This window comes from Nocardia sp. NBC_00508, from assembly GCF_036346875.1.
Taxonomy (GTDB): Bacteria; Actinomycetota; Actinomycetes; order Mycobacteriales; family Mycobacteriaceae; genus Nocardia.
The window spans coordinates 6,585,850-6,598,498 of record NZ_CP107852.1; the positions used below are offsets into that span (position 1 = coordinate 6,585,850).

At 69.9% G+C, this 12,649-nt stretch carries 9 protein-coding genes; 7 read left to right on the plus strand and 2 right to left on the minus strand.

Annotated features, from left to right (window positions below; all coding sequences use genetic code 11):
* The first annotated feature begins 213 nt into the window (after positions 1 to 213).
* The 4 genes from OHA40_RS29700 to OHA40_RS29715 all read left to right on the plus strand — a co-directional run bounded on the left by OHA40_RS29700 (position 214) and on the right by OHA40_RS29715 (position 2,463).
* The gene (locus tag OHA40_RS29700; RefSeq protein WP_330230141.1) at positions 214 to 549 is read left to right on the plus strand and encodes a histone-like nucleoid-structuring protein Lsr2; all 336 of its coding nucleotides are present in this window, start codon (positions 214 to 216) and stop codon (positions 547 to 549) included.
* 31 nt (positions 550 to 580) lie between these two features.
* Entirely contained in the window at positions 581 to 1,594 is a 1,014-nt protein-coding gene (locus OHA40_RS29705; protein ID WP_330234430.1) for an iron-containing redox enzyme family protein, read from the plus strand.
* A gap of 67 nt (positions 1,595 to 1,661) precedes the next feature.
* Positions 1,662 to 2,279 (plus strand): HemK2/MTQ2 family protein methyltransferase, encoded by a 618-nt coding sequence (locus tag OHA40_RS29710; RefSeq protein ID WP_330230142.1) that lies wholly within the window; start codon positions 1,662 to 1,664, stop codon positions 2,277 to 2,279.
* Between the two features lie 52 nt (positions 2,280 to 2,331).
* The gene (locus OHA40_RS29715; RefSeq protein WP_330230143.1) at positions 2,332 to 2,463 is read left to right on the plus strand and encodes a CDGSH iron-sulfur domain-containing protein; all 132 of its coding nucleotides are present in this window, start codon (positions 2,332 to 2,334) and stop codon (positions 2,461 to 2,463) included.
* 7 nt (positions 2,464 to 2,470) lie between these two features.
* Here the strand turns inward: OHA40_RS29715 and OHA40_RS29720 are convergent, their stop codons facing one another.
* Together OHA40_RS29720 and OHA40_RS29725 are read right to left on the minus strand one after the other, a co-directional pair.
* Positions 2,471 to 2,959: a CinA family protein gene (locus OHA40_RS29720; RefSeq protein ID WP_330230144.1), complete on the minus strand. Its 489-nt coding sequence runs from the start codon at positions 2,957 to 2,959 to the stop codon at positions 2,471 to 2,473.
* 138 nt (positions 2,960 to 3,097) lie between these two features.
* Positions 3,098 to 4,558, minus strand: coding sequence for an aminotransferase class I/II-fold pyridoxal phosphate-dependent enzyme (locus OHA40_RS29725; protein ID WP_330230145.1), 1,461 nt, complete (start codon positions 4,556 to 4,558; stop codon positions 3,098 to 3,100).
* Between the two features lie 155 nt (positions 4,559 to 4,713).
* Between OHA40_RS29725 and OHA40_RS29730 the strand changes: the two genes are divergently transcribed.
* The 3 genes from OHA40_RS29730 to OHA40_RS29740 all read left to right on the plus strand — a co-directional run bounded on the left by OHA40_RS29730 (position 4,714) and on the right by OHA40_RS29740 (position 12,495).
* A complete protein-coding gene (locus OHA40_RS29730) occupies positions 4,714 to 5,907 on the plus strand; it encodes a zinc-dependent alcohol dehydrogenase (protein WP_330230146.1) in 1,194 nt (397 codons plus the stop codon).
* Positions 5,908 to 5,999: 92 nt separating this feature from the next.
* Complete coding sequence (locus OHA40_RS29735; protein WP_330230147.1) at positions 6,000 to 10,601, plus strand: cation-translocating P-type ATPase; 4,602 nt, start codon at positions 6,000 to 6,002, stop codon at positions 10,599 to 10,601.
* 112 nt (positions 10,602 to 10,713) lie between these two features.
* Complete coding sequence (locus OHA40_RS29740; protein WP_330230148.1) at positions 10,714 to 12,495, plus strand: thiamine pyrophosphate-requiring protein; 1,782 nt, start codon at positions 10,714 to 10,716, stop codon at positions 12,493 to 12,495.
* Positions 12,496 to 12,649: the final 154 nt, after the last annotated feature.

Below are 12,649 nucleotides of genomic sequence, written 5' to 3' on the forward strand. Positions count from 1 at the left end.
CGACCCGGCGACGGAGTACAGCGGGTACTACAACGCGAGCCAGTCGATTTCGACGATTATGCCGCTCGGGCAGCCGCGGCTGGTGCATGGTCGTAGCCGAGAGGCGAGCTTTTTGGGGGACCCCGCTGTTCCGGGGCCGGAACCGATCTGTTATCTACTGGCTACGATTGTTTTCGACTACACGCGCTCGGTAACCGTGAAGGGATTATCTCTATGGCACGCAAGGTCGTCGTGACACTGGTCGATGACTACGACGGCAAGTCTCAGGCCGAGGAAACGGTGTCTTTCGCCTTGGATGGCGTGGCCTATGAGATGGACTTGTCGGCGGACAATGCCGGTCAGTTGCGCGAATTCTTCGAGCAGTGGGTTCCCTACGCGCGCAAGGTCGGTCGTGCGCGCCGGGGCCGTGGCGGTCTGCCGCGATCGGCAACCGACCGGGAACAGGCCACGGTCATCCGGGAATGGGCGCGTAAGAACGGCATCGACGTGTCGGCCCGCGGGCGGATCGCCGCCGAGGTGGTCGAGGCGTACAAGAAGGCCAACGCGTAGCGGCACCGAACCGGGGTACGCGACCATCATGATGGTCACCACGAATGCCCCGTCGCAGAAGCTGCCGCGGCCGCGTGGCGAATGGTCGCATGCGGTAGTGGAGTTGCTGCGCGGGACACCGGGTGGCTCGGTGCCCCGGCTCGGTTCGGCGGACCCTTACGGCGAGGACCTGCACCTGGCCTTGCACACCTGCTACGAGCTGCACTACCACGGGTTCACGGCGGTGGATCCCGGATGGGAGTGGGATACCGGCCTGCTGGGGCTACGTGCCGCGATGGAACAGCGATTCCTGCGTGCACTGCGCGACGACGTGCCCGGCGGAGCGGATCTCGACGCCGAACTCGACCGCCTGCTCGTGACACCCGCCGACCCCGCCGGACCCACCCGCTTCCTGCGCGACGAAGGCGAATGGTGGCAGATGCGCGAGTACTTCGTGCACCGCTCCATCTATCACCACAAGGAGGCCGACCCGTACGCGTGGGTGATTCCGCGATTGCACGGACAAGCCAAGGCATCGCTGGTGGCGGTCGAATTCGACGAGTTCGGTGGCGGGCGCGGCGAGCGGGTGCACGCGCAGCTGTATGCCGATCTGCTGGCCGGCGCGGGCCTGAACGCCGAGTATCTGCACTACCTGGACGCGGTGCCGGCCCCGATGCTCACGCTGGTGAACATGATGTCGCTGTTCGGGCTGCACCGTTCGCTGCGTGGTGCGCTCGTCGGTCACTTCGCCACCGTCGAGATCACCTCGCCGCCCGGGGCGCAGCGCATGGTCGAGGCCTTGCGGCGGTTGGACGCCGATCCGGCGTGCGTGCTGTTCTATCGCGAGCATGTGGAAGCCGACGCCGTGCACGAGCAGGTCATGCGCACCGGCGTGATCGGCAGCCTGCTCGCAGGAGAACCCGATCTAACCGAGTCGGTGGTGTTCGGTATCCAGGCCACGAATTTGCTGGAGGAGCGCTTCGCCGACCACGTCGAGGAGTCCTGGTGCGCGGGCCGCAGTTCGTTGCGGGAGATCGAGGGTGCAGCGCCCCGTACGAACGATTAACCCACACGATCCGGGCTACCCGCCGACTGTGATGTTGTTCCGGCCCCCGGGGGTATATCGACCGCAATTGGACACGTGGTTGCTGGTCCGTGCCCTGTCCGAGGCGGGCGTCCCGCATGGTGGGGAGGCGGTGGACGTGTGCGCGGGCACCGGGGCTTTGGCCGTCGCGGCGGCGCGGACGGGCGCGGCGACGGTGACGGCGGTGGACGTCTCCCGTGCTGCCGTGGTGTCGGCGTGGTTGAACTGCCGCGTCCGCGGGATCGATGTCGAGGTGCTGCGTGGCGATTTCACCGCGGTGCTCGGCGGGCGCAGTTTCGATCTGGTGCTGGCCAACCCGCCTTATGTGCCCGCTCCTGAAGGTGCCGCCGACCGCGGCTCCGCGCGGGCGTGGAACGCCGGGACCCGAGGCCGAGCGGTGCTCGACCAGCTGTGCGTGGCGCTACCTGCGCTCCTGAAGCCGCATGGCATGGCGTTGATCGTGCATTCGGTGTTGTGTGACCCGGATTCGACCCTCGCCCGATTGCGTGACAACGAATTGAAGGCCGCCATCGTGGCCCGAGCGACCGTGCCGTTCGGGCCCATCCTGCGTCGCCGCGCGGACTGGCTGGCCTCGGCCGGGCTGATCGAACCCGGCCAGAGAATGGAAGATCTGGTGGTGATCCGTGCCGATCGAATCCGACGATAAGCGGCGGCGGGTTACGCTCACCGCCGATGGCCCCGCCTTGATCGAGGGCCCGGTGGAACTGGTCACCGCGGACGGTCGAACGATCCGCTCCGACCGTTTCGTGGTCGCGCTGTGCCTGTGCCGGCGTTCGAAGAACTATCCGTTCTGCGATACGAGCCATCGCACGCATTGCCGTCCGTCGTGAACGGCTCTCACACTGAATGATCGTCCGCGCTCAGGTCGCGGGCGGTCGTGAGCAGCCGCTCGACGGCGCATGCGATGGTTTGTTCGAGCACGTCCTCCGGTTCGCCGTCGAACTGGCGGTGCCAGGCGTGCACGTCGTCGTCGGTGGCCACCGCGAACCAGACCGAACCGGCCGGTTCGCCGTCCTGCGGATCCGGCCCCCCGACCCCGGTCACCGCCACCGCCGCAACCGATTTCAGCAACGAGCGCACGCCCTCGGCCATCGCCTCGGCCGCGGTCCGCGACACCACCGGCACATCCGGCGCGCCGAGCACGGTGCGTTTGACCTCCGCACTGTAGGCCACGACGCCGCCGCGAAACCAGTCCGCGGAGTTCGGCGCCGCGCCGAGCGTTGCGGCCAGCCGACCCGACGTCAGCGATTCCGCGACCGCCACTGTGATCCCGGTTCGTCGAGCCAATTGCGCCAACTCGTGTGCGCACTCCTCGGCGTGTGCCATTTCCGTCCCTTCTGCACCGCGGGTTCGAACCCACGATACGACCCGATCGGGCGATGACCGGACGGCGCGCGCGGTTTCGGCGGCACGGCGGCGGGGTCGGCCCTGACGAAACCTCCTGTGTCACAGGGCAATGCCGGATCACGTGCGCGCCACGACGCGAATCGTGCGCACCCGCGGATCGGTGGCGTCCGGCACGTTCATGCCCGCGTCCAGGCCGGTGCGCAGATAGTCGACGACCGCCCCGTTGATCACCTCACCGGGGAGGATCACCGGAATGCCCGGTGGGTACGGCGTCAGGTGCTCGGCGGCGATCCGGCCCACCGCGTCTTGGGCGGGCACCGTCTCGACGGGCCCGAAGAACGCGTCGCGAGGCAGCATCACCGTGTCCAGTTGCAGATCGCCGGGCGAGGGCAGAGCGATGCGCGCGGGCGCGGGCTCGGTCAGTTGGTCGCGCCAGGCCGTGATTCCGTCGACCAAGGTGTCGATGGTGCCTTTGTCGTCGCCGAGGGACAGCGTGGCGAGCAACCGGCGGTGGTCGGCGAGGCCCACATCGAGGCGGCGGTGTTCCCGTAGCCAGTCCGCCGCCTGATAGCCGTTGGCGCCGGTGTCGGATATGTCCATCAGCACCTGCAGGCGGTCGAGATCATGCGAAGCTTCGACCCCGAGCAACTCCTCCTCGAGCACGGCGATGCCGGGAATCTCGGCCAGCTGCCGTCTGGCGTCCTTGGCGATTCGCAACGCTTCGCCGAGCAATTCGTGGCCGTGCTCGACCATCTGCCTGCGCCAGCCGTCCATCGCCGCGTAGATCAGCACGTTCGGGCTGGTGGTCATCAGCAGGTCGGCGCATTCGCTGAGCCGGATCGAATCGACGAGGTCTCCTTGCACATGGAACACCGACCCTTGTTCGAATCCAGCGCCCATCTTGTGCACGCTGACCACGCAGACATCCGCGCCCGCGTCCATCGCCCAGGTGGGTAGGCCCTCGTGGAACGGCAGGTGGGCGCCCCACGCCTCGTCCACGATCAGCGGCTTGCCGCGTGCATGGCAGATCTCGGCGATTGCGGCGATATCCGCGCACGTGCCGTACGGGCTCGGACTCACGATCAGCGCACCCGACGCGTCGGGGTGCTCTTCCCACGCCTGGCGCACCTGCTGCGGCGACGGTGGGTGGGAGAAGTGGCGCGCCGCATCCCATCGGGGCGTGATCCAGTGCGGTTGCACGCCGGAGAAGATGAGGCCCGCGACGATGGATTTGTGACTGTCCCGGGCCACGAGGAGGCCGTCGCGTCCCCCGGCGACCGCCATCATCGCTGCCTTGACCGACAGCGAACTGCCGCAGGTGGAGAAGAACGCCGTTTCGGCGCGAACCGCGTCGGCCATGAGCGCCTCGGCCCGCGCGAGATAGCCGTTGCGCGACAGGCGGTCGTCCAGACCGGCCGTGGCGAGAACATCGGAGCCGAACGCGTCTCGTCCGATCACGTCCAGGACGCGTTCGTCGGTACCGCGTCCTTGCCGGTGCCCGGGTGGCGTGAACCCGTACCGGCCGAGCCGGTGATAGTCGGCCAGCGCTTCCAGCAGGGGAGCTCGTGAATGGTCCACGGCTAGCGGCTACCCGGAATCGGCGGCGGCACACGAGTCGGCTCAGACAGCCTCCGGATGCGTGCAGCCGCGGCAACCCCGGTCGGGTTCGTTTCGCGCGCGGGTGCCCGGGTAGGTCCGGGAACATACCGACCCCCGACCGGAGGAGCGCGCGGATGAAGGCAGTGACATGGCAAGGACGACGTAAAGTCGCCGTGGAGACGGTGCCCGATCCGCGGATCGAGGCGCCGACGGACGCGATCGTCGAGGTCACCTCGAGCGGCATCTGCGGATCCGATCTGCATCTGTACGAGGTGATGGGCGCCTACATGAGCAGCGGCGACGTGCTGGGTCACGAACCGATGGGGCGCGTGGTGGAGACCGGCTCCGACGTCACCGAGCTGAAGCGCGGCGACCGCGTCGTGGTCCCCTTCCAGATCAGCTGCGGCGAGTGCTACATGTGCCGAACCGGCCTGACCACCCAGTGCGAGACCACGCAGGTCCGCAAATATGGCTGCGGCGCCGCGCTGTTCGGCTACTCCAAGCTCTATGGGCAGGTGCCCGGTGGTCAGGCCGAGTATCTGCGCGTGCCGCACGCCGATTTCACCCACATCAAGGTGCCGGAGGGACCCGACGATGCGCGGTTCCTCTACTTGTCCGACGTGCTGCCGACCGCCTGGCAGGCGGTGGAATACGCGGCGGTCCCGGAGGGCGGTTCGGTGACGGTGCTCGGTCTCGGGCCGATCGGCGACATGGCCTGCCGCATCGCCGCGCAACGCGGATTCCGTGTGATCGGCGTCGACCGGGTGCCCGAACGACTCGCCCGGGTGGCCGACCGTGGCGTCGAGGTGATCGATCTCGACGCTGTCGACGAGCCGATCGGCGACATCATCCGAGGCTGGACCGACGGTCGCGGCACCGACTCGGTGATCGATGCGGTCGGTATGGAGGCACACGGGTCGCCGTTCGCGTCGGTCGCCCAGCGATCGGCGACGTTCCTGCCGGATATCGTGGCGCAGAGGCTGATGGACGCCGCCGGCGTCGACCGGCTCGCGGCGCTCAACTCCGCGATCGATATCGTCCGGCGCGGCGGCACGATCTCGGTGATCGGCGTCTACGGCGGCATGCTCGACCCGCTGCCGATGCGGGTGTTGTTCGACAAGCAGATCCAGGTGCGCATGGGACAGGCGAACGTCAAACGATGGGTCGGCGACATCATGCCGCTGTTGCAGGACGGCGACCCGCTCGGCGTGGAAACCTTTGCCACTCATCGCCTTCCGCTGTCCGATGCCGCGCAGGCGTACGAGATCTTCCAGCACAAGTCGGACGGAGCGGTGAAGATCGTCCTCGATCCGGCGGCGACGACTTGACCGGCGCAGCCCGCGCACCGGTCTCGAAGCGCGGTTCTCGCCATCGTGTTCGAGGCCGGTTTGTCAGGTCCACCTCTGGGTAGCTGCCGGGTATGAGTGTTTCACTACGCGGGGTTGTGTCGTCGTGGTGGTTCGAGGCGCCGACCGCCATGGCGGCAGAGGTGGCACGCGCGGGTGTCGGATTGGCCGTCGACCTGGGCGCCAAGGCTGCGCAGGCGCCCGTGCACGCCGTCGCGGCGGGTGCGCGGGCGGGTGCGTCGCTGTTGAATCTGGGGCGCGAGGCGGAACTGCGCGACGAGTTCGTCGCCCTGGTCGATCCGCACGCGCTCAGGTCCCGGCGGCGGGTGGCGGTGCACGGCGATCGCGCCACGGTGGAGGTACGCGGCCTGGACTCCGGCCAGAGCGAGGCCATCACGCGGGCGCTGCACCGGACCCTCGATCGCAGCCGCGACGTGCGCTGGTGGCGGGTGAACGCGGTGACCGGCCGCGTGGTCGCCGCCCTCGCCCACGGCGCGGCCGACCTGCCCGCGCTCGTGGCGGCCATCGAGTCGGTCGAAACCGACACCGCGGTCGACGACGTGGACTGGCGCCGCGACTGCGAATACCCCGACGACCGAGAACCATTGCTGGCGGCGGGAATTCAGTTCACAGGCGACGTGTGCGCGATCGGGCTGTCGGCAGCGGGGGCGGTGCTGCCGCTGCGCGGACCGGCTCGGTTGCTGCGCGCGGCGGCCGCGCTCGTGGACACCCAGCCCCGGGTGCGCGGACTGCTGGAGGACCGCCTCGGCCGCCCGCGCACGGATATGGTGCTCGTCGCGGCCAATGCCATCGGAAACGCGCTGGGCAACCGCGCCGCCGAGGGCATAGCGAATCTCGTGGTCGACGCCGTGTACCGCGGCGTCACGATGACCGAGGCGCTGACCAGGTACGCGCAATGGCAGCGCTGGGAGCCCGAGGTCGACCGCCGCCCCACGGAGGTGTGTGAACCACTGTCGCCGCCCTCCCGCGTAGTCGAGATGCCGCAGGGGCCGATCGAACGAGTCGCCGACGAAACCGCCGCGGGCGCGGTCGCAGGGGCGGTCGCCGCCGTCTTCGGCGGCCGTGGTCTGCTCGGGGCGGCCGACGCGTTGGAACTCGGTGCGCCGAAGGCGGCACGCGCCAGCCGCGAGGCCTACGGCGCGGTCGTCTCGACGCTGCTCGGCCGGGCGGGGGTGCTCACCCTGCACCCGTGGGCCTGGCGGCGCCTGGACCGATTGTCGGCGCTGGTCGTGGACGGGGATGCGCTGCTGACCTCGCGCCGCATGGTGCTCGACGCCGAGACGGCCGACAAGCACTGGTCGATCGGCGATGTCTGGAGCGCGAGTCAGCGTCTGCTCTGGGCTCAGGACACCGAGGAGACCTCCACCGACGACGCACAGCAGGCCGACACGGAGCAGCGATCGTCAGCCGACGGTCACCTACGGTTGGTGAACGGAACAGGGAAGCCGGATCGCGGTGTGACGCGCCGCCCGGTATGGCGGGAACTCCGAGACAACGGCAGGCCCGTGGGCCGAGTCCTGATCGGACGCGAACTCGATCGCCGCGCCCATGCGGTACTCGGCCGAGCGCGCAGCGCCGGGCTGCGCCTGATCCTGGCCGCCGACGCCGACGCCGCGGAGTTGCGGTCGATGTCCGACGACTTCGTCGCCCCGCCCCGTTCGCTGAGCGAAGTGGTACGTGACCTGCAGCAGGACGGGCACGCGGTCGCGGTGTTGAGTGTGCGCGCACACAAGGCGCTGGCGACGGCCGACGTGGCGATCGGGCTGGCCGAGCGGGAAGACGGTGTGCTGCGGTTGCCGTGGACCGCAGGCGTGGTGTGCCGCGACCTCACCCAGGTCCACCGGATACTGGCCGCCGTCGCCCCCGCTCGTCAGGTGAGCGAACGCGGCCGCTCGCTGGCACTGTCGGCGGCCGCTCTGGGGGGCCTGCTGCTCGCCGTCGCCCCGGACGCGCGCGCCACCGCTTCGCCGATGACCGCGGCGCACGCCACGGGATTCTTCGCCGGCGCCTACAGCGGGTGGCGCGCGGCGCGAACCGAGCCTCCGGCGACCCTCGCCCCCCTCCTACCGTGGCACGCACTCGAACCCGGCGAGGTGCTGAGCCGGTTGCCGGAGCCCATGTCGGTAGCGGACCGAGCCGAACCGAGCGCATCCCGCATCCCTGGCGTGGCCGCCCTCACGTCCGCGGCGTCGTTCGCACGGCAACTGCGCCGCGAGCTGGCCGACCCGCTCGCCCCGATCCTCGGGGTCGGGGCGGTCGCCACGGCCGTGCTCGGCGCGCCGTCGGACGCGGTGCTCCTGTCGTCGGTGCTCGCGGTCAACGCGGTCGTCTCGGCGTGGCAGCGCCAGCGCGCGGAGGGTGCGCTGCACCAGCTGCTCGAGAGCGAACAGCTCACCGGCCGCGTGATCGATCGCGCCGCGCTGGACGCGGACGAGCCGCAAGAACGCTGCCTGCCCGCGAACCTGCTCACTCTCGGGGACGCGATCGTGCTGCGGGCTGGCGACGTGGCCCCCGCCGACGCGCGGCTGCTCCAGGTGGACGACCTGGAGATGGACGAATCCGGGCTCACCGGCGAGTCGGTGACCGTCGAAAAGCAGGTCGCCGCGACGCCGGGCGCGGCAGTGGGGGATCGCGCGTGCATGGTCTTCGAGGGCAGCACCGTGGTCAACGGAACGGGTCGCGCGGTCGTCGTCGCGGTCGGTTCCGACACCCAGGCGGGACGCGCGGCCGCCGGCGCCATCCCGCCCGAGAAAGGTGGCGTACAAGCGCAATTGCGCCGGTTGACCGAGCGCGCGTTACCGCTGACCATGACCGGCGGCGGCATCGTGACCGGATTGGGGATGCTGCGCGGCAGGACGCTACGGACCGCGATCGGCGACGGCGTGGCCGTCGCGGTCGCCGCGGTGCCCGAGGGACTGCCGCTGGTTGCCACCGTCGCGCAGCTCGCGGCCGCCCGCAGGCTGTCCAGGCACGGCGTGCTGGTCCGCGCCAGCCGGACGGTGGAGGCGCTCGGCCGGGTGGACACCCTGTGCTTCGACAAGACCGGCACGCTCACCGAGGGCCGCCTGCGCCTGACCACCCTGGCCGGCCTCGACGAGCAGTGGCCGCCGAACGGGGACTCCAATGACGCCCGCAGGTTGCTGCGCGCGGCGGCCCGCGCCTGCCCCGATCCCGCCGAAGGCCCGATCGTGCACGCCACCGATCGCGCGGTGCTCGACGCCGCCGAGGAGGTGCTCGGCGACGACCTCCGCCCCTGGGATCCGATCGAGGAGATCCCGTTCGAATCCAACCGTGGTTACGCCGCCGCGCTCGGCCACACCACCCGCAAGCTGCGCTTGATCGTGAAGGGTGCGCCCGAGGTGGTCCTGCCCCGGTGCACCGGGCTGCGGCTGGGCGACACCGACAGTTCCCTCGACGACCACATCCGCGAGCGCGCCGAGAAGGCGATCCGCGGTCTCGCCGAGGAGGGACTACGTGTGCTGGTGGTGGCGCGCCGCGACCTGCACACCGAACCCGACGACGTCGAGGCGGCGGTCGAGCAACTCACCCTGCTCGGCTTCCTCGGCCTGGCCGACACCCCACGCCCGCAGACCCTTCCGCTCGTCACCGCGCTGCGGAACAACGACATCAGCGTGCGCATGATCACCGGCGACCACCCGGTGACCGCGGCGGCGGTGGCCCGGCAGCTGGGCATCGATTCGGGCGAGGTGGTGACCGGCGCCGACCTCGACGGCCGGGACGACACCGCGCGCGCCGAGCTGATCGAACGCGGGACCGTCTTCGCCCGCGTCGACCCGGAACAGAAGGTGCGTATCATCGCCGCGCTGCGCCGCGCGGGCCACGTCGTCGGAATGACCGGCGACGGCAGCAACGACGCCGCCGCGATCCGCACCGCCGACGTCGGAATCGGCTTGGCGGCACAGGGTTCGACGGCCGCCCGCAACGCGGCCGATATGGTGCTGACCCATCCCGACCCGCTGGTGTTGCTGCACGCCCTCATCGAAGGGCGCGGTATGTGGCAGCGCGTCACCGACGCCGTCGGTGTGCTGGTCGGCGGCAACGCGGGCGAAGTGGCCTTCACGCTGTACGGCACGGCTGTCAGTGGCCAGGCCCCGCTGCGCACCCGGCAGTTCCTGCTGGTGAACATGCTGACCGATATGTTCCCGGCTATGGCGCTGGCGCTTTCGCGCGATCGAGACACCGCCGATCCGGAGGACGCGGACGATCCGGAGGCCCAGGCGCAGCGAGCGTCCGAACAGCTCGCCGACCTCCCGGTCGCGCATCTCGGCCCGGATCTGCTGCGCACCCTCGCTGTCCGTGGCGTCACCACGGCCACCAGCGCATCCGTCGCATGGACCCTGGGTCGCGTAACCGGCACGCAACGCCGCGCCGCCACCATCGGCTTGGTGGCGCTCATCGGCACCCAACTCGGACAGACCCTGGTCTCCGGCTACCGCAGCCCGCTGGTCTGGCTGACCACCGCGGCGAGCGGAGCGGTGCTCGGCGCCGTCGTGATGACACCGGGTCTGTGCACCTACTTCGGGTGCCGGCCGCTGGGCCCGGTCGGCTGGGGGCTGGCGACCACGTGCGCGGCGACGGCCACCGCCGCTGCCGCCGTTTTGCCCCGGCTGCTCCCCGAACCGGAGACCGAATAGGCGCCGTTGCTTTCCGGCTGTGTCCAGCGGCGGCGCAGGCCCCTGATTGGCCTGTGACCGCCCGGGTACCCGCCTGGCGAACGGCCGCCGCCGGCACACGCAGGAGGAACCCATGGCTCAACAGGTCGGTGACTACGTCGTGCGGCGTCTCCGGGAATGGGGCGTCGAGCAGGTCTTCGGCTATCCCGGCGACGGAATCAACGGCCTGATCGCCGCCTTCGGCCGCGCGCACGACGACCCGGCGTTCATCCAGGCCCGCCACGAGGAGATGGCGGCGTTCCAGGCCACCGGGTACGCCAAGTTCAGCGGCAAGGTGGGCGTGTGCACCGCGACCTCAGGGCCGGGGGCGATCCATCTGCTCAACGGCTTGTACGACGCGAAACTCGACCACGTGCCGGTGGTGGCGATCGTCGGGCAGACCGCACGCAGCGCGATGGGCGGCAGCTACCAGCAGGAAGTCGACCTGCAGAGCCTGTTCAAGGACGTCGCCTCCGACTACTTGGTCGAGGTGAACGTGGCGAGTCAGTTACCCAACGCGCTGGACCGCGCGTTCCGGATCGCGGCCGCGCGCCGGGCCCCGACGACGGTGATCCTCCCATCGGATCTGCAAGAGGAGGACTACCATCCGCCGCAGCACGCGTTCAAACAGGTGCCTTCCAGCCCGCCGGGACTGCCTTCGACGGCCGTCGTTCCCGCGCACCAGGACATCCAGCGGGCCGCGGACGTGCTCGACGCCGGATCGCGGGTCGCGATCCTGATCGGCCAGGGCGCCCGCTCGGCCGCGGCCGAGGTCGTCGAGATCGCCGAGCGTACCGGCGCGGGCGTGGCGAAGGCGCTGCTCGGCAAAGATGTCCTGTCCGACGACCTGCCCTTCGTCACCGGGCCGATCGGATTGCTCGGCAGCAGGCCCAGTTACGAGTTGATGCGCGACTGCGACACGCTGCTGATCGTCGGATCGAATTTCCCCTACTCGCAATTCCTGCCCGAACTCGGGCAAGCGCGGGCGGTGCAGATCGATATCGACGGCACCATGATCGGAATGCGCTATCCGACCGAGGTGAATCTCGTCGGCGACGCCAAATCCACTCTGGCCGAACTGCTTCCGCTGGTCGAACGCAAAGACGACCGGAAGTGGCGGGAGACGGTCGAGAAGAACGTGGCCCGCTGGTGGCAGACCGTCGAACGGCAATCCATGTTGGCGGCGAAACCGGTCAATCCGATGCGGGTGGTCTGGGAGCTGTCCGAGCGCATCCCCGACAACGCCATCGTGACGGCGGATTCCGGGTCCTCCACCAACTGGTACGCCCGCTGCCTGCGCTTCCGCGGGCAGATGCGCGGCTCGCTGTCGGGCACGCTGGCCACCATGGGCCCCGGCGTCCCCTACGCCATCGGCGCGAAGTTCGCCCACCCCGACCGGCCGGTGATCGCGTTGGTCGGCGACGGCGCGATGCAGATGAACGGCCTCGCCGAACTGCTCACCATCGCCCGCTACCGCCGGCGCTGGGCGGACCAGCGACTGGTCGTCTGCGTCTTCCACAACAACGACCTCAACCAGGTCACCTGGGAGTTGCGCGCCATGGGCGGCGCACCGAAATTCGAGGAATCGCAGACACTGCCCGATGTCTCCTACGCCGACATCGCCCGCAGCGCGGGCCTGACCGGGATCACCGTGCAAGCGCCCGAGGACCTCGGCTCGGCGTGGGACTGCGCGCTGCACGCCGACAGCCCGGTGCTGCTCGACGTCCATTGCGACCCCGAAGTACCACCCATCCCGCCCCACGCGACGTGGGACCAGATGAAGGACACCGCCGAAGCCGTACTGCGCGGTGATCCCGACGCCTGGCACCTCCTCGCGCAGGGCGCCAAAACCAAAGCCCAGGAGTTCATTCCGTAGCGACGGAAACGAGCTGTTCGACCGGGCCGGCCTCCGAGGACGGCAGTTACATTTCCGAGGCCCGCGCCGCCGTCACGGGCGGCAGGCCCATCCTCTGAGCACGCAAGAAGACGCGGTCGGTCGTTCCGGTGAGCGCCCGACCCTCTCTCGGCGA